Origin of the sequence: Streptomyces sp. NPDC057854 (genome assembly GCF_042797055.1) — a bacterium.
Classification (GTDB): Bacteria; Actinomycetota; Actinomycetes; order Streptomycetales; family Streptomycetaceae; genus Streptomyces.
This window is the reverse complement of sequence record NZ_JBHVMF010000002.1, coordinates 271235-287685: the sequence shown is the minus strand read 5'-3', so window position 1 is coordinate 287685 and position 16451 is coordinate 271235. Positions and strand designations below refer to the sequence as shown.

12 protein-coding genes and 1 tRNA gene are annotated in these 16451 nt (G+C 73.5%); 9 read left to right on the top strand and 4 right to left on the bottom strand.

The window, feature by feature from the left end:
* The first annotated feature begins 110 nt into the window (after positions 1 to 110).
* The 4 genes from ACFVQZ_RS05590 (at position 111) to ACFVQZ_RS05575 (ending at position 5707) form a co-directional block, all read left to right on the top strand.
* Positions 111 to 2237: a D-alanyl-D-alanine carboxypeptidase family protein gene (locus tag ACFVQZ_RS05590; RefSeq protein ID WP_383619886.1), complete on the top strand. Its 2127-nt coding sequence runs from the start codon at positions 111 to 113 to the stop codon at positions 2235 to 2237.
* 559 nt (positions 2238 to 2796) lie between these two features.
* On the top strand, positions 2797 to 4485 hold the full coding sequence (locus tag ACFVQZ_RS05585; protein ID WP_383620000.1) for an MFS transporter: 1689 nt from the start codon (positions 2797 to 2799) through the stop codon (positions 4483 to 4485).
* A 154-nt stretch (positions 4486 to 4639) separates the two neighbouring features.
* Positions 4640 to 5389, top strand: a complete 750-nt coding sequence (gene lepB / locus ACFVQZ_RS05580; RefSeq protein ID WP_321192819.1) for a signal peptidase I — start codon at positions 4640 to 4642, stop codon at positions 5387 to 5389.
* Positions 5390 to 5413: 24 nt separating this feature from the next.
* Positions 5414 to 5707 (top strand): hypothetical protein, encoded by a 294-nt coding sequence (locus ACFVQZ_RS05575; protein ID WP_383619883.1) that lies wholly within the window; start codon positions 5414 to 5416, stop codon positions 5705 to 5707.
* An 816-nt stretch (positions 5708 to 6523) separates the two neighbouring features.
* Here the strand turns inward: ACFVQZ_RS05575 and ACFVQZ_RS05570 are convergent.
* A tRNA-Arg gene (locus ACFVQZ_RS05570) sits at positions 6524 to 6596 on the bottom strand.
* On the opposite strand from ACFVQZ_RS05570, the gene ACFVQZ_RS05565 reads away from it, so the two are divergent.
* On the top strand, positions 6570 to 8294 hold the full coding sequence (locus ACFVQZ_RS05565; RefSeq protein WP_383619881.1) for a class I adenylate-forming enzyme family protein: 1725 nt from the start codon (positions 6570 to 6572) through the stop codon (positions 8292 to 8294). The genes ACFVQZ_RS05570 and ACFVQZ_RS05565 overlap by 27 nt on opposite strands.
* Positions 8295 to 8338: 44 nt before the next feature.
* On the opposite strand, the gene ACFVQZ_RS05560 is transcribed toward ACFVQZ_RS05565, so the two are convergent.
* Positions 8339 to 9610 carry a M6 family metalloprotease domain-containing protein gene (locus tag ACFVQZ_RS05560; RefSeq protein WP_030494784.1) on the bottom strand — a complete coding sequence of 424 codons (1272 nt, stop codon included), beginning with the start codon at positions 9608 to 9610 and terminating at the stop codon, positions 8339 to 8341.
* A gap of 256 nt (positions 9611 to 9866) precedes the next feature.
* On the opposite strand from ACFVQZ_RS05560, the gene ACFVQZ_RS05555 reads away from it, so the two are divergent.
* Together ACFVQZ_RS05555 and ACFVQZ_RS05550 are read left to right on the top strand one after the other, a co-directional pair.
* Positions 9867 to 10550, top strand: coding sequence for a TetR/AcrR family transcriptional regulator (locus ACFVQZ_RS05555; protein WP_383619879.1), 684 nt, complete (start codon positions 9867 to 9869; stop codon positions 10548 to 10550).
* A 150-nt stretch (positions 10551 to 10700) separates the two neighbouring features.
* Entirely contained in the window at positions 10701 to 12242 is a 1542-nt protein-coding gene (locus ACFVQZ_RS05550; RefSeq protein ID WP_383619877.1) for an MFS transporter, read from the top strand.
* A 42-nt stretch (positions 12243 to 12284) separates the two neighbouring features.
* On the opposite strand, the gene ACFVQZ_RS05545 is transcribed toward ACFVQZ_RS05550, so the two are convergent.
* Positions 12285 to 12791 (bottom strand): MarR family transcriptional regulator, encoded by a 507-nt coding sequence (locus tag ACFVQZ_RS05545; RefSeq protein WP_107645435.1) that lies wholly within the window; start codon positions 12789 to 12791, stop codon positions 12285 to 12287.
* A gap of 140 nt (positions 12792 to 12931) precedes the next feature.
* Here ACFVQZ_RS05545 and ACFVQZ_RS05540 point away from each other — a divergent pair, with 140 nt between their 5' ends.
* Positions 12932 to 13723 (top strand): class III extradiol ring-cleavage dioxygenase, encoded by a 792-nt coding sequence (locus tag ACFVQZ_RS05540; RefSeq protein ID WP_030494780.1) that lies wholly within the window; start codon positions 12932 to 12934, stop codon positions 13721 to 13723.
* Between the two features lie 20 nt (positions 13724 to 13743).
* On the opposite strand, the gene ACFVQZ_RS05535 is transcribed toward ACFVQZ_RS05540, so the two are convergent.
* Positions 13744 to 14751, bottom strand: coding sequence for a questin oxidase family protein (locus ACFVQZ_RS05535; protein WP_383619875.1), 1008 nt, complete (start codon positions 14749 to 14751; stop codon positions 13744 to 13746).
* Positions 14752 to 15249: 498 nt separating this feature from the next.
* Between ACFVQZ_RS05535 and ACFVQZ_RS05530 the strand changes: the two genes are divergently transcribed.
* Positions 15250 to 16254: a sigma-70 family RNA polymerase sigma factor gene (locus ACFVQZ_RS05530; RefSeq protein ID WP_030494778.1), complete on the top strand. Its 1005-nt coding sequence runs from the start codon at positions 15250 to 15252 to the stop codon at positions 16252 to 16254.
* Positions 16255 to 16451: the final 197 nt, after the last annotated feature.

Sequence of the window (16451 nt, the reverse complement as noted above, 5' to 3'; positions counted from 1 at the left end):
GCACGGTGGCGGGCGAGTCCCCCGACAGAGCGGAGCAGCAGGGGTCGTCGGAGGGGAAGACGACATCGGCGTCGCCGACGGTTGCGCCCTCGGAGACCCCGGCGTCCGCGGTGTCCGCGCCGGACCGGGTGGACCAGCCGACGGCGGTGTTCAAGACCCTGGCCCCGCGCACCCCGGAGGACGACGAGCCCGCGGCGGAGTCGGCGGACGGCGGCGACCGCCTGAAGCAGGCCGTGGCGGCGTGGGTCGCGACGGCGGCGGACGAGGACGAGCGCGAGAGCCGTCCGTCGGAGGCCGAGACCTCCGAGACCGAGGGCGAGGCCGAAGACGAGGCTCCTGAGGCCTCTGCAGCCCCTGAGGCTCCTGAGGCTCCTGAGGCCGTTGTGGCGGCCGAGGAGCCCGCCTCCGCGGCCGAGGAGCCCTCGGAGGCCCCCGAGGACGCCCGTGACGCCGACGACGACTCCGACGAGGCGCCGAAGGCGGCCGAGCCGTCCTGGTTCGCCGCGAAGAAGGCGGCGGAGGCGGCGGAGCCGGCGAAGGCCGAGGCGCCGAAGGCCGAGGAGAAGCCGAAGGCCGAGGAGCCGGTCGACCAGCCGACCACCATGTTCCGGGCGGTACGCCCTCCGGCCGCGCCCGCCGTCGACCAGCCGACGACCGCCCTCAAGCTCCCGCGCGACGCGTCCGCCTCCGGCCCCGAGTCCGACAGCGAGCGGACGAGCACCTTCGTACCGCTCCGCCCGGACATCCCGGCCGACCAGAAGCCCCAGCAGCAGCCCCAGCCGCAGCAGAAGGCGGCCGGCCCCGCCGTCACCCCGCCGCGCCCGGCCACCGCCGACAAGCCGGCCGCGCCCGCCCCGGCGCAGCCGTCCGCGTCCGCGCCCGCGCAGGCCGCCGCCCCCACCCCGGCGGCCCTCGCCGGACCCGAGCGCACCCGGCAGCAGCCGCTGCCGCCGCTGCCCCCGCTCGACCTGCTGGCCGAGCTGACGAACACGCCGCCCCCGCCGCCGAACGCCTGGCGCACGACCCTGCGCCGGATCCGGATCTGGACCCCGCTGGTCCTGCTGCTCCTGATCGTCTTTGCGATCGTGCAGATGGTCCGGCCGCTGCCGGCGCCCGCGCTGAAGCTGTCCGCGGCCCCGACGTACACCTTCGCGGGCGGCCCGCTCCAGATGCCGTGGCCCGGCGAGGGCCAGGGCGCGGTGGAGGTCGAGGGCGTCGGCTCCATGGGCACGTGGGGGGCGCAGAAGCCGGCCCCGATCGCGTCCGTGACGAAGACGATGACCGCGTACGTGATCCTCCGCGACCACCCGATCAAGGGGAAGCAGCAGGGCCCCGAGATCACCGTCGACAAGAAGGCCGCCGACCAGGCGAAGGCGGTCCACGAGTCGACGGCGGCGGTCAAGGAGGGCCAGACCTACACGGAGAAGGAGCTCCTCCAGCTCCTGATGATCCCGTCGGCCAACAACGTGGCCCGGCTGCTCGCCCGCTGGGACGCCGGCTCGGAGCAGGCGTTCGTCGACAAGATGAACGCCGCCGCCAAGGACCTGGGCATGACCCAGTCCCGGTACACCGACCCGTCCGGCCTGCTCGACTCCACCGTCTCGACCCCGAAGGACCAGCTGAAGCTGGCGAAGGCGGTCATGGAGTTCGACGTGTTCCGCGAGATCGTGGACATGCCGAACGCCACCATCGAGGGCGTCGGCTACATCGAGAACAACAACAGCCGGCTGCTGCTCAAGCCCGGCGTCAACGGCATCAAGACCGGCTCCTCCACCCCCGCGGGCGGCAACCTGCTCTGGTCGGCGAACACGGTCGTCGACGGCAGGGTCCACCGGGTGCTGGGCATCGTGATGGGCGCGCAGAACGCCGAACGGCTCAACGACAAGCTGGAGCTGTCGCTGGACTACAGCTACGAGCTGATCAAGAAGGCCCAGGAGGACGTCACCTCCGCGGTCGTCGTCAAGAAGGGCCAGGTCGTCGGCTACGTGGACGACGGCCTCGGCGGCCGGACCCCGGTCGCGGCGACCAAGGACATCAAGGCGGTCGGCTGGCCCGGCCTCAAGGTCGACCTGGACCTGACCGACGGCGGCAAGGCCGTCCCGCACTCCGGCAGGGCCGGGGACGTCGTCGGCACCGTCTCGATCGGCGAGGGCGCCGGGAAGGTCAGCGCCCCGGTGGCGCTCCAGACCGACCTGGTGGAGCCCGGCTTCGACAAGAAGCTGACCCGGGTGGGCTGACGGGCGGGCCGCACGGCCGGCTGACCTGATCGGGTGGGCGCCCCGGACGACCGGGGCGCCCTGCTGTTAGCGTTTTCGGGCAGCCGAGACGCGACACGCGGAGCCGCGCGGGACGCGAGACGGGCAGAGGGCAAGAGCAGCACGGGAAAGGGCCGCAGTGACCACCGCCGAGCCGACACGCGCGGGCCGCAGCACGGCCGCCGCGCCCCTTTCCGCACGGGAGACCGGTGCCGCGCCGGAGTCCGGCCAGGACACCGCCCGGGAGGCGGGCCCCGCGGCGGACCGGCCGTCCGGACGGCGTCCGGACCCGGCGTCCGGAGAGGCGCCCGAGCCGGCACCGGGGCAGGATTCCGGCAGGGACCCCGACGAGGGCCCCCGCCAGGAACCCCCCGCCACGGCGCCCGCCTCCACCACTGCCACCCTCCCCACCACCCCCACCGGTTCACCCCCGCGAATAGTGCTCCCGAACCAGCGCTCCGCCCCCGAGCGGACCACGCCCCCCGCGCCGACGCCGCAGGCACCGCCCGCGGCGCGCCGGCGCAAGCGCCGCTACCCGGTGATGGTGGCGACGGGCGTCGCCGCGCTCCTCCACATCCTGTGGTTCTTCTACTTCGCGAACAGCGGCGGCGACCTCGCCGCCCAGGACGCCTGGGCCGAGTTCGTCGGACGGCACCCGGACTCCGCGTACAACCTGGCCTGGTACGGGGGCATGCACCCGGTCTCGTACAGCGTCGTCTCGCCGTACGTGATGTCGGTGCTCGGCGTCCGGTCCACGATGATGATCGCGGGGACGCTCTCCGCGGCCCTGACCGCGCTGATCCTCGTGCGGGTCCCGGCCGTGCGGAACCCGATGGCCTGCTCCCTCGCGGGCGTCTTCGCCTTCCTCTGCAACGCGCTGTCGGGCCGGGTGACCTTCGGGCTCGGCATGATGTTCGCGCTCGGCGCGGTCGCCGCCGTCTTCTGCTGGCCGCACCGCTGGCGCCGCAAGCGCTGGGCGAAGGCGGCCGTGGCGGTGCCGCTGTCCGGGCTCGCGACGGCGTGCAGCCCGGTCGCGGGCCTGTTCCTCGGGGTCGTGGCCGCGGCGCTGTTCCTCAACAAGCGGCGCCCCGGCGCGTACGCGATCGGCATCGCCCCCGTGGTGATCGTCGCGCTCTCGTCCTGGCTGTTCCCCTTCTCCGGCACCCAGCCGATGGCGTTCGCCTCGGCGATACTGCCGCTGGCCTTCGGGATCCTCGTCCTCGTCCTCGTACCGGGGGACTGGCGCACGGTCCGCACCGCCGCCGCCTGCTACACCGTCGGCACGTTCCTGACCTGGCTGATCGACTCGCAGATCGGCACGAACATCTCGCGGCTGCCGATGCTCTTCGCGGGCGTGGCGCTGCTGGCGGCGCTGCCGTACGCGCGTCCGCGCTCACGCCGCTGGTACGCCCTGGCCGTCGCCTTCCTCGGCCTGAACTTCTGGATCGGCTTCAAGGGCGTCGACGACGTGATCCGCACCCGCCCCGACGCCTCCTGGGCCTTCGAGGTGGCGCCGCTGATCAACCAGCTCCAGGTGCGGGACGCCCGCAAGGCCCGCGTCGAGGTCGTGCCGGCCTCCAGCCACCGCGAGTCCTCGGCGCTCAGCCCGTACATCAACCTGGCGCGCGGCTGGAACCGCCAGGCGGACATGGAGCGCAACCCGCTCTTCTACGACGACACCCTCAACGCCGTGAACTACCGCGAGTGGCTCCACCGCTGGTCGGTCCGGTACGTCGTCCTCCCGACGGGCGCCCCCGACTCGGGCGCGGAGCGGGAGGCGGAGCTGGTCGCGAAGGGCCTGCCGTACCTGAGCCAGGTGTGGGCGGACGCGAACTGGCGGCTGTACGAGGTCGCCGACGCCACGCCGCTCGCCGACGCCCCCGCCCAGGTCGAGCGCGCCGCCGAGAACGAGGTCGTCCTCCGCCTCGACCGCCCCGCCCGGGTCACCATCCGCGTCCCGTACTCGCCGTGGCTGGCGCTCATGGACGAGAACGGCGGCAAGCTGGAGCCGCCGCAGGAGACGGAGGAGTCGAAGCTGGCCCGCGAGGAGTCCGACAAGGAACTCCCGAAGGTCTTCGCCAACGAGCACGGCTGCCTGCTGAAGGCGGAACCGGACGAGCAGGGCGACGAGTGGACGGAGCTGATCGCCCCCAAGGCCGGCACGTACCGCCTGGCGGCCCCGTACAAGCTCTTCCCGCGCGGCACGGCCTGCCCGGAGGAACTGCGCTGAGGCCCGCTCAAGCGGCGGGTCACTCATGCCGCGGTCACTCATGCCGCGGTCACTCATAAGGAGGGTGAAGGCGGAGGAAGTCTGCCGTCCACCCCGCTCCGGCCCTAGGGTCGTCCCCATGCGGCAGGAACGAACTGAATCGGGGACGGCGCACGTGACGGACACGGGAGACACGGCGACCGCCGCGGCGACGGACGTGCGGACCGAACCCGAGGCGCCGCCCGCCGGCGGCCGGCCGCCGAAGCGCCGCCGCCTCTCCCCGTGGGTGGAGTACCCGCTGCTGGCGGCGGTCGCGCTGGTCCTCGCCTTCCTGATCAAGACCTTCCTGGTGCAGGCGTTCCTGATCCCCTCGGGCTCCATGCAGAACACGCTCCAGGAGGACGACCGGGTCCTGGTCGACAAGCTCACCCCCTGGTTCGGCTCGGAGGCCGAACGCGGCGAGGTCGTCGTCTTCCGCGACCCCGCCGACTGGCTGGCCGGCCACGAACTGAAGCCGCCGAGCACCACCCAGAAGGTCCTCGGCTTCGTCGGCCTGATGCCCGCGGCCGGCGAGCAGCACCTCATCAAGCGCGTCATCGGCGTCGCCGGCGACACGGTCGAATGCCAGGGCACGGGCCCGGTCAAGCTCAACGGCACGCCGCTGGACGAGCCGTACGTCCACGAGGGCAACACGCCGTGCAGCACGGACGCGGGCGGCCAGTTCAAGGTCACGGTCCCCGCCGGGCACGTCTGGGTGATGGGCGACCACCGGCAGCACTCGCAGGACTCCCGCTACCACCAGAACGACGGCCGCGGCGGCATGGTCCCCCTCACGGACGTCGTCGGCCGCGCGATCGTCGTCGCCTGGCCGCTCACGAACTGGTCGACGCTGCCGGTCCCGGACACCTTCGACACCCAGAACTGACGACACCTCCGAAGAGAGACACCCATGGCCATCATCGTCACCTTCGACCTCCCCGGCGCCGACCAGGCCGTCTACGACACGGTCATCGACCGCGTCACGGCCGGCCGGGGCTTCACCACCTTCGCCGACGTCCGGAACCCGGGCCTCATCTCCCACGCGGCGGGCCCGGTGGACGGCGGCTTCCGCGTGACGGAGGTCTGGGAGAGCGCGGAGGCCCTGGACAACCACGCCAAGACCTTCGGCCCCGTCCTGGCCGACCTCGGCTACGCCGACGCCCGGCCCACGATCACCCCGGCCCACAACGTGGTGGTCAGCTGACGCACCCGCGGTCTACCCGCCCACGGACGCATCACCGACCTCCCCCTCGACGTCGTCGACGGAGAACACCATGCCCATGCCGCCCCCGGCACACGGATGATCGACGTCCCGGCGTGAGAACCCGCCCCCCAGGCTCACCCTGTCCCCGACGCGCGCGAAGACCTCTCCGCGCGCGTCACGGACGACGACCCGCCCACCCTCGATCCGGGCCGCCCACCCGCACCCCCACCGCAGCCGCCCCACCGAGCCGCCGCCTCCGAGCGCCGAACTGGTCCGCCATCGCACCCCGCTTGATCCACCGGGCGCCCGCCGCCCGCACGCTCCGTCCGCGATGGGACGCCACGGCCCCCGCAGGGGTTCCGTACGACGAGGAAGGGCTTGGTACGGGCGCAAGCAGAGGGGAACTCCCGGTGACCCCCTACCCGATCGCCCGTCTGTGCAGCACCGGGATCGCAGCCGCGAGGGACCCTAACCGACCTGGCCCTGCTCGGGGGCGGCACGGTGCCGGCACCGACCGCGCGCACCCTGAACGGCCTCTACCGACTGAGCGACTCGGCGAGCCCCAGGAACACCCACACCCCGAACACGCCGACGGCGACGACCCCGCCCACCAACAGCGTCCCGACCAACGCGACCACCATCGTGCCCCGCGCCCGCCGCACAGCCGACCTGTACGCACTGTCGTCGTCCCAGTCCCGCTCCCGCATGGCACCCCCCGTGGCAGGCCACCGTACAAGAGCCGGCAGACGACCCGGCCACAGGCATGCGAAAGGGCCGGCCCCGGGAGTAGTCCCTGTGAGCCGGCCCTGCGTCGCGTGCCCCCGGCAGGATTCGAACCTGCGACACCCGCTTTAGGAGAGCGGTGCTCTATCCCCTGAGCTACGGAGGCGGGGTCGGGGACAGCGTAGCGGATGGGGGGTTGGGGGGTGGGGTTGTGGGTCAGACTGGGGGGTCGGTCGGAGGAGGGAGTGTGGGGTTGAGCGGGAAGTCGGGGCGGCTGGTCGCGGGTGGGGGGCCGTTCGAGGTGCGGGACGGGGTGTATGTGCGGGGGCCCCGGACGTTGCGGGAGTTCGTCGAGGTGGTGTGGGGGTTCGGGGACGCCCCTTTTTTGGTGGGGGACGGGCGGGTCGTCTCGTATCGGGGGTTCTTCGACGAGGCCTGTGGGCTGGCTCGGCGGATGGTGGGGGAGTACGGGCTGCGGCGCGGGGACCGGGTCGTCGTCGCCATGCGGAACCTTCCCGAGTGGCAGGTCGCCTTCTGGGCGGTGCAGCTCGCCGGGCTCGTCGCCGTGCCGTTGAACGCCTGGTGGACGGAGGACGAGTTCGCGTACGCGCTGGACGACTGCGCGCCCGGGCTGCTGCTCGTCGACGGGGAGCGGGTGCCGCGGGTGCGGGCGTGGGCGCGGCGGGCCGGGGTGCCGGGGATCGTGTTCCAGGGGGAGGCGGAGGACGGGTTCGTCGCGTACGAGGCCGACGACGATCCGCTGACCGGGCCGCCCGACGTGGAGGTGACCGGCGAGGACGACGCGACGATCTTCTACACCTCGGGGACCACCGGGCGGCCCAAGGGCGCCGTCGCCACGCACCTCGCGCAGGCCGGCGCCGCCATGCATCCGCGGTACTTCGCCGCCGTCGCCGCGCTCGCCCGCGGGGAGCGGCCGGGCGGGGGCGCGCCGGTCGTGTCGCTGACGACGTTCCCCTTCTTCCACGTCGCCGCCTTCACCTCGCTGTACGCCGTCATGGCCGGCGGCGGCACCCTCGTCATGATGCGGAAGTGGGACCCCGCCCGGGCGCTGGAGCTGATGCGCGAGCACCGGGTCACCCACTACGCGGGCGTGCCCACCACCGCGCTCCAGCTGCTGGCGCTCGCCCGCGAGATGGGTGATCCGCTGGAGTCGCTGGTGCTGCTGAGCACCGGCGGGGCCGCCGCGCCGCCCGGGGTGACCGGCGGGCTCGCCGCCGGGTACGGGGAACGGATCGATCCCCGGAACGGGTACGGGCTCACCGAGACCTGCGGCGGTGTCCTCGCCAACGTCGGGGCCGAGTACCGCGCCCATCCCGGCAGCGTCGGGCGGCCCTCGCCGGCCACCCAGGTGCGGATCGAGGGCGCCGGCGACGACGGCGTCGGCGAGCTGTGGCTGCGCGGGCAGTCCCTCTTCCGCGGGTACTGGCGGAATCCCGGGGCGACCCGCGCCGCCTTCGCGCCCGGCGGATGGTTCCGTACCGGCGATCTCGCGCGGGTCGACGCCGACGGGCGGGTCACCGTCGTCGACCGGCTCACCGACCTGGTGATCCGGGGCGGCGAGAACGTGTACTGCGTCGAGGTGGAGCGGGTGCTCCAGACGCACCCCGACGTGCTCGACGCCGCCGTCGTCGGCGTGCCGCACCCGCTGCTGGGCGAGGAGGTCGGCGCGGTCGTACGGCTCCGGCCGGGGGCGGCGGCGGACGCGGAGGCGCTGCGGGCGCACGTCGCCGCGCGCCTCGCCGCCTTCAAGGTGCCCGTCCACGTCCTCGTACGGGACGCGGAGCTGCCCCGGAATCCGGCCGGGAAGCTGCTGAAGGGGGAGCTTCGGCGGCTGTGGGGGTGAGGGGGGCCGCGGGTCTTCTTGAACCTGCCGCTCCCGCTCCCGTCTCAGTTCCTGCTCACCCTGACGCGGAAGCTGCCGTCCGTGCCCTCGTCCACCACGCCTATCCGGACGCCGTGGGTGCGGTCCGTGAAGGTCTCGCCCGGGCGGTAGGGCGCGTCGGAGAGTTCCGCGTGGACGTTGGGGCGGCGGGTGCAGCCGCCGCTGGCGCGGTCGCTGTCGGCGACGGTCACCGGGCCGTGGCCGGTGTCCACGTCGGACTCGACGCGGTAGACGAGCACGCCGGGTTCGCAGACGGCCTCGTCGTTGCCCTCGCGGGTGCGGACCTCGACGGCGTATCCGGACGTGTCGGAGAGCGGGACGAAGACGAGCTTGGGGCCGCCGGCCACGGCCAGCGGGGTGAGCAGGTGCTCGCTGGTGCCGGTGGTGGACGCGCAGCGGACCTGGTCGTCGTCGAGCCAGCCGAGCTTCCACTTGTGCCAGCCGAGCAGGTCGTTGTTGGCGCCCCAGTCCTCGGACATGATGTCCCAGTGGCCGACCGTGCCGCCGCCGTCGGCGGTGTAGAGGTCGGGGAGGCCGAAGACGTGCCCGTTCTCGTGGGGGAGGACGCGGTAGCCGGTCTCCGGGTAGCTCCCGGAGCCGTCGTCCTGGCGGCTGTAGACGAAGGACGTGTTGGCGAGCGGCACGCCGTCGGCGTACGGCGCGTCGTCGTTGCCGGAGAACGTCACGGACAGGACGGTGTCCAGGGCGGACGGGCCGGCGTTCGGCGTGACCAGGACGTTGACCAGGTCGTAGGCGCTGAAGTCGACCTTCGGGTCGGCCGCCTTCACGATGTCCTCGACGAAGGAGCGGTAGCCCGGTTCGTACGGGGCGCCGCGCTCGATCCCGTACGAGGTGAACGGCCGCGGCATCCGCAGCCAGTCGGGTATCGGGGTCTCGGCGCGGTACTGGAGCCGGCCGTACGAGCTGACGTGGAACCAGTCGGACGTCTGCGGGAAGAACTCGCGGAAGCGCGCCATGGCGGTGCCCTCGCCGCGCGCGTCGGGGAAGTCGACCATGAGGGTCAGGGCCCGGACCTGGCCGGTGGAGCGCGCGAAACCGGGGGCGGTCGGCAGTCCCTCCGACATCTGCACGTCCAGTGCGGTGGCGATGCGGCACGGCCCCAGCCGGGTGGTGTCGGGCACGGTGGCCACCGGGCCCGCCGACGCGGGGGCGGGGCCGGGGAGTGTGGTGCTCGCCGAGACGAGCACGGTGAGCAGGAGGGCCGAGGTCGCCGCGAGGGCGACCGGTCTGCGTATCCGCCGGCGGGTGTGCTGCATGCGGTCGCCTCTCCGGTCGGGGCCAGGTCAGCGGCGTGGTGCCGTGCGATCAGCCTGTGCGGAGCGGTGCGGGGGCGCGCGCCGGGTGGACCGATCGTGGGTATCCGGGGGCGGAGAGTGACGGAGGGGTGGGATGTGAGCCAGGTCACAGAGGGCCGCGAAATATCCGGGGATTCCTTCCCCGTTTAGGAGAGAGTTCGAGGAAGTGGGGACGGAGTCCCCGGATCGTGATCGTCAGCTGTGGTGGAGGTGCCCGGTGCCGGAGGATGTGACGGAAGCAGGCGGTGGTCTCGCCGCGCCCGCGCGGCGCGTGCCGCGTCCCCGCGCCGACGCCCTGCGCAACCGCGAGCGGCTGGTGACGGCCGCCCGCGAGATGTTCGTGGAGTTCGGGCCCCTCGTGCCGTACGACGAGATCGCCCGCCGGGCCGGCGTCGGCAACGCCACCCTCTACCGGAACTTCCCCGAGCGCGCCGACCTCGTCCGCGAGGTCGTCCTCTCGCTGACCGCCCGGGTCGCCGGGCTCGCCGAGCGGGCCGCCGCGTCCGTCACCGGCGGCGAGGCGGACGCCTTCGAGGCGGTACGGGGCTTCGTGCACGGCGCCGCCGACGAGAAGGTCGGCGCGCTCTGCCCGATGCTCGACGCGGGCTTCGACCACGACCACCCCGACCTCGTCGCCGAACGCGACCGGCTGGAGGAGTCCGTCGAGGAACTCCTCGGCCTGGCGCGCGCGGCGGGCCGGCTCCGGCCGGACGTCGGCGCCGGCGACGTGCTGGTCGGCGTCTCGCAGCTCACCCGGCCGCTGCCCGGCACCGGCTGCGCCGCGTTCGAGCCCTTCGTCCACCGGCACCTCCAGGTCTTCCTCGACGGCCTGGAAGCCCCCGCCCGCTCCGCGCTCCCCGGCTCGGCCGCGACCCTGGAGGACCTGCGACGCGACGCGTGACGGCGGGCTGCTTCCGCGCCTGAAGCCGGAGAGCCCCAGAGCCGTAGAGCCGTAGAGCCGTGGCGCCGTAGACCTCGGACCAGCGGCGGCCCTCAGATTTTCTCAGTACGTCCTTTTTCTTCGCTTACGCACCAAGAGGTGGCTACCCCCATGCCCGAAACCGCCGAGACCGCCCGGTCGACGGCCGGCCTCCAGCCCGACCCCGGCCGCTGGAAGGCGCTCGTCTTCATCGCCCTCGCCCAGCTGATGGTCGTGCTCGACGCGACCATCGTGAACATCGCCCTCCCCTCCGCCCAGCAGGACCTCGGCATATCGGACGGCAACCGGCAGTGGGTCATCACCGCCTACGCCCTCGCCTTCGGCGGACTGCTGCTCTTCGGCGGCCGGATCGCCGACCTCTGGGGCCGCAAGCGCGCCTTCGTCGTCGGTCTGATCGGCTTCGCCGCCGCGTCCGCCCTCGGCGGTGCCGCGACCGGCGAGGCCATGATGCTCGGGGCCCGCGCCCTCCAGGGCGCCTTCGGCGCGCTGCTCGCGCCCGCCGCGCTGTCGCTGCTCGCGGTGACGTTCACCGACGCCAAGGAGCGCGCGAAGGCGTTCGGCATCTACGGTGCGATCGCCGGCGGCGGCGGCGCCGTGGGCCTGATCCTCGGCGGTGTCCTCACCGAGTACCTGAACTGGCGCTGGACCTTCTTCGTCAACATCCCGTTCGCCGTCGTCGCCGCCGTCGGCGCGTACCTGGTGGTCCGCGAGCCGGCCGGCGGCCGGAACCGCTCCGCGCTCGACATCCCCGGCGTGATCCTGTCCACCCTGGGCCTGGTCGCGCTCGTGTACGGCTTCACCCGCGCCGAGTCCGAGGGCTGGAGCGACACCGGCACGATCGGCATGTTCGTCGGCTCGGTGGTGCTGCTCGGCGCGTTCGTGCTGGTCGAGGCGAAGGTCCGGAACCCGCTGCTGCCGCTGCGCGTCCTCACCGACCGCAACCGCGGCGGCGTCTACCTCTCGCTCGGCCTCGCCGTCATCGCGATGTTCGGCCTCTTCCTCTTCCTGACCTACTACCTCCAGGTCGTGAAGGGCTACTCGCCGGTCATGACAGGCTTCGCGTTCCTGCCCATGATCGCGGGCATGATCATCGGCTCGACGCAGATCGGTACGCGGCTGATGACCCGGGTCCCGCCGCGGCTGCTCATGGCCCCCGGCTTCCTGACCGCCGCGGTCGGCATGCTGCTGCTGACGCAGCTGGAGGTCGGCAGCTCGTACGCCGGTCTGATCCTGCCCGCGCAGCTGCTGCTGGGCCTCGGCATGGGTACGGCGTTCATGCCGGCCATGTCGCTGGCGACGCACGGCGTGGAAGCGAAGGACGCCGGTGTGGCCTCCGCGATGGTCAACACCTCGCAGCAGGTCGGCGGCGCCATCGGTACGGCCCTGCTGAACACGATCGCCGCCTCCGCGACGACCGCGTACCTCACCGACCACGCGGCCGGCGCGACCACCCCGGCCGCCCAGAAGCTGCTCCAGCTCCAGGGCATGGTCGAGGGCTACACCGCCGCGATCTGGTGGGCGGTCGGCATCCTGGCCGTGTCCGCGGCGATCGCCGCCGTGCTGATCACCACCGGGAAGCCGGACACGGGCGTGGTCGCCGGCTCCGGCGACGGCGCCGACGACGAGCTGAAGGTGCCGGTCATCGCGCACTGACCTCCCGCACCCCCTTCCCCCGGCCGCCTGCCCTGGTTCCGCTCAGCGGAGCCAGGGCAGGTCCGCGTCCGGGCCCGCCGGCTCCAGGCCCTCCGCCATGACGCGCATGATGGCGCCGAGCTGCGCGACCTGCTCGGGGCTGAGCCGGTCGAACATCGCCTGCCGCACCGCCGCCACGTGCCCGGGCGCGGTGCGCCGCAGCACCTCCATGCCCTCGTCCGTGAGCTGGGCGAACTGGCCGCGCTTGTCGGACGGGCAGTCCTCGCGCCGCACCCAGCCGTTCTTCTCCAGGCGGGCGACGGCGTGCGAGAGGCGGGAACGGGTGATCTTGGCGCTCCTGGCGAGCTCGGTCATGCGGAGCCGCCGGCGCGGGGCCTGGGAGAGCTGGACCAGCAGGCCGTAGTAGACGTGCGGCATGCCCGCGTCCCGCTGCAACTGGCGGTCGAGGTGGTCCTCCAGGAGCGTGGTGGCGTGGAGGTACGAGCGCCAGACGCGCTGTTCGTCGTCGCTGAGCCAGCGCGGTCCGGTCCTGTCTTCGGTGGCACCCATGCGGTCCATCGTACGACCCGTTCTTGAAAGTTGAACTATGTAGGTTTACGCTGCATCCATAGAGCTTGAAACTTCAAGCGTTCGCCCCATGACCGTTCGCCCCCTCACCGGGTGACCCGGCTCAGGAACGGAGGCCCGCCATGGACGCCGCCCTCGACGCGCGGATGCCCGCGCTCTACCTCTCCCACGGCGCGCCCCCGCTCGCCGACGACCCCGTCTGGCCCGGCGAACTCGCCGCCTGGTCCGCCGGCCTGCCCCGCCCCACGGCGATCCTCATGGTCTCCGCCCACTGGGAGGAGGCCCCGCTGGCGCTCGGCGCCACCGAGACCGTCCCCCTGGTCTACGACTTCTGGGGCTTCCCGGAGCACTACTACACCGTGCGGTACGCCGCCCCCGGCGCGCCCGCGCTCGCCGAGTCCGTCCGCAAGCTGCTGCGCGGGCCCGGCACGCCCGTCCAGGACATCCCCGACCGGGGCCTCGACCACGGCGCGTACGTGCCGCTCGTCGAGATGTACCCGGACGCGGACGTCCCCGTCCTCCAGATCTCCCTGCCGACCCTGGACCCGCGCCGGCTCATGGACGTCGGCCGCAAGCTGGCCCCGCTGCGCGACGAGGGCGTGCTCATCGTCGGCAGCGGCTTCTTCACCCACAACCTCGCCGCCCTCCGGCACCCTGGCGGCGGCGTGCCGGGCTGGTCGGCCGAGTTCGACGCGTGGGGGAGCGAGGCCCTCGCCGCCCACGACGTGGACGCCCTGCTCGACTTCGCGCACAAGTCCCCGGCCGGACGCCTCGCCCACCCCCGTACGGAGCACTTCGCGCCGCTCTTCGTCGCCCTGGGCGCGGCGGACGCGGCCGGCGACCTCGACGCCGGACGGTCGGTCATCGACGGCTTCTGGATGGGGCTTGCGAAGCGGTCCGTCCAGTTCGGCTGACCGTCCCCCGCCGGCCGTCCTCAGAAGACCGGCGGGTTCAGTTCCACCGAGCGGACGGCGGCGGCCAGGGCGAGCGGGCCGCCGACGTCCAGCGCCGTGTCCGCGAACTTGATCGTGTGGTCGTCGCCGTGCGCCGCCGCCCGCGCGAAGACCTCCTCCGCCGTGAGGCCGGCCGGCGCGTACGGAGCGGCCTCCCGGGGCGTGTACGCGGCCGTCACCGCCGCCGACGCCGCCCAGGCCGCCGCCAGGCTCGGCGCCCACAGGGCGCGGGGGAGCGCCGGCAGGGTCCGCAGCACCGCGTTGGGCGCGGTCGCCGCGTGCACCAGCATGATCGGTTCGCCGTGCCCGTGCGTCGCGTACCGGTGCACGGCCGCCGTCACCAGCTCGGCCAGCCGCTCCCGCGCCGCCTCCGGCTCCGTCTCCGCGCCCCACGCGGGGAAGGCGGTGAGCTGCGCGAGCCGCTGCCGGATCCCGCCCTCCTGCTCCGGGACGGGCGGTACGGCGGCGAGCGCGGCAGCGGCGTCCGGCGCGGCGGCCAGCGCGGTGAGCGGCGGCAGCGGCTGGTGGCGCGCCGCCCAGTAGCCGAGCGCGTGCGCCAGCTCCGCCCGCCGGGGTTCCGTCTCCCCGCCGGGCGCCAGCAGGGTCCGTACGGCGTGCCCGGTGCGGATCACCGGGTGGGTGGCGCCGCCCGCGATGCCGGGCAGCAGCCGGGGCCACCACTCCGCCAGCACCTCCCGCCACGGCCGGTCGGCCAGCTCGCGGGCGAAGTGGCGGGTCCAGTCGGTGATGCGGGCCGGATCGCCCAGCGCCTCGCGCCAGTTCCCGGCGGTGACCGGGGTGTGCGGGGCGGGCGCGTCCTCCAGCTTCGGGGCGTACGCGTCGAGCCAGCGGTGCACGGCGGCGGCGTGCCCGTGCCGGGCCAGCGCCTCCACGGCCATCGGCGCGTGGTTGGTGAGCCAGCCGTTCCGCTCGGGTCCGGTGGTGTGGAGCCGTTCGAGGGCCTCGTCGAGGATGCCGGTGGTGTCCATGGCCGGGACGGTAGGCCGCGGGTCCGGGGGCGCGTAACGGGCTGGGGACCTACAGCGGGGGGCGGAGCCGGGCCTCGGCCGATGGCCGGGGGTTTGCCCGGGAGGCAACTCCGCGGGACGTTCCGGCGTCGTAGAGGGAGAGAAGGCGGGAAGGCGAGAAGGCGCGAAGGCTCGAAGGCCGGAGACTCGAAGGCCGGAGACTCGAAGGCCGGAGACTCGAAGGCCAGAGGCGAGAAGGTGGCCGGGGTCGGTCCGGTCGTGTGACGGCCGTCTCACCGACAGTGTGGTCGGAGAACGGCCGGGGGGCCGTACCGGGGGCTCTGACCTGCGGATCCGTGCCGGCGGCGGACCGGCGGGCGGGGCGGTGGCCGCGCAGGATACTGCATGATCGCGAAAATCCTGAGTCTCCTGGGAATTCTGTCCCGATTCCGGTCGTTGTTTCCGTCGGATGCAGGGCACCCGCAAGGGTGTCGCGACCTACTCAGCAAGGGAGCACGCATGGCAACCCGTGCCGTCGCCCGTCGTCAGTCCGCCGCCAAGAGCGGGGACAGCCGGGCCAGCAGCGTTCGCGCCGTGGGCGGGGAGATCGCCGACCGCGACCTGGTCGGCATGTACCTCGACGAGATCGCGCGCACGCCCCTGCTCGACGCCGCCAAGGAGGTCGAGCTCTCCCAGACCATCGAGGCGGGCGTCTACGCCCAGCAGATCCTCGACGGCGAGGTGGAGGACACCGAGGCGGGCGGGGCGACCCGCGAGGAGCTCGAGGCGCTGGCCGCCGAGGGCGAGCGTGCCAAGGACCTCTTCATCAAGTCCAACCTGCGGCTCGTCGTCGCGGTCGCCCGCCGGTACCCGCGCAGCGGCCTGCCCCTGCTCGACCTGATCCAGGAGGGGAACGCGGGCCTGGTGCGCGCGGTCGAGAAGTTCGACTACGCGAAGGGCTTCAAGTTCTCCACGTACGCCACGTGGTGGATCCGCCAGGCCATCACCCGGTCCATCGCCGACCAGTCCCGCACCATCCGGCTCCCCGTCCACCTCGTGGAGGAACTGGGCCGGATCCGCCGGGTCCAGCGCGAGTTCAACCGCGAGCACGGCCGCGAGCCGGAGCCCGCGGAGGTCGCGGAGGAGCTCGGCTCCACCCCGGAGCGGATCACGGACGTCCTGGACTGGGCGCGCGACCCGGTCTCGCTCAACATGTCGGTCGACGACGAGGGCGAGACGCAGTTCGGCGACCTGCTGGAGGACACGTCGGCGGTCTCGCCGGAGCAGTCCGTCCTCACGCTGCTGCGCAGCGAGGAGCTCGACGACCTGATCGACAAGCTCGACCACCGGACGGCGTCCATCATCCGGATGCGGTACGGCATCGAGGACGGGCGCGAGCGGACGCTGACGGAGGTCGGCAAGGAGCACGGGCTGACGCGCGAGCGGATCCGCCAGATCGAGAAGCACGCGCTGCTGGAACTGAAGAAGATGGCGCGGGACACGGGCTTCGACGCGGTGGCCTAGAGCGGCCGGCGCCCCCCCGTGTGGGCAGGCGTTCCGCAGGGCGGAACGGGTGGGCACACGGGACGGCGCCGCGTGCCGCGCCGAGGCTACTGCGCCTGAACCCGCACCCGGTGTGCGGCGCCCGTTCGGTGCGGGTCCAGGCCCGGGAGCGGAGGCACCCGCAACGGTGCCGTTCCGTTGTGCCCACCCTCCCCCAA

What these genes read in the sequence shown, in the direction of transcription:
- ACFVQZ_RS05585 (WP_383620000.1), top strand. Translation starts at nt 2,797, where the DNA reads ATGGTGGCGACGGGCGTCGCCGCGCTCCTCCACATCCTGTGGTTCTTC.
- ACFVQZ_RS05575 (WP_383619883.1), top strand. Translation starts at nt 5,414, where the DNA reads ATGGCCATCATCGTCACCTTCGACCTCCCCGGCGCCGACCAGGCCGTC.
- ACFVQZ_RS05560 (WP_030494784.1), bottom strand. Translation starts at nt 9,610, where the DNA reads ATGCAGCACACCCGCCGGCGGATACGCAGACCGGTCGCCCTCGCGGCG.
- ACFVQZ_RS05550 (WP_383619877.1), top strand. Translation starts at nt 10,701, where the DNA reads ATGCCCGAAACCGCCGAGACCGCCCGGTCGACGGCCGGCCTCCAGCCC.
- ACFVQZ_RS05545 (WP_107645435.1), bottom strand. Translation starts at nt 12,791, where the DNA reads ATGGGTGCCACCGAAGACAGGACCGGACCGCGCTGGCTCAGCGACGAC.
- ACFVQZ_RS05540 (WP_030494780.1), top strand. Translation starts at nt 12,932, where the DNA reads ATGGACGCCGCCCTCGACGCGCGGATGCCCGCGCTCTACCTCTCCCAC.
- ACFVQZ_RS05535 (WP_383619875.1), bottom strand. Translation starts at nt 14,751, where the DNA reads ATGGACACCACCGGCATCCTCGACGAGGCCCTCGAACGGCTCCACACC.
- ACFVQZ_RS05530 (WP_030494778.1), top strand. Translation starts at nt 15,250, where the DNA reads ATGGCAACCCGTGCCGTCGCCCGTCGTCAGTCCGCCGCCAAGAGCGGG.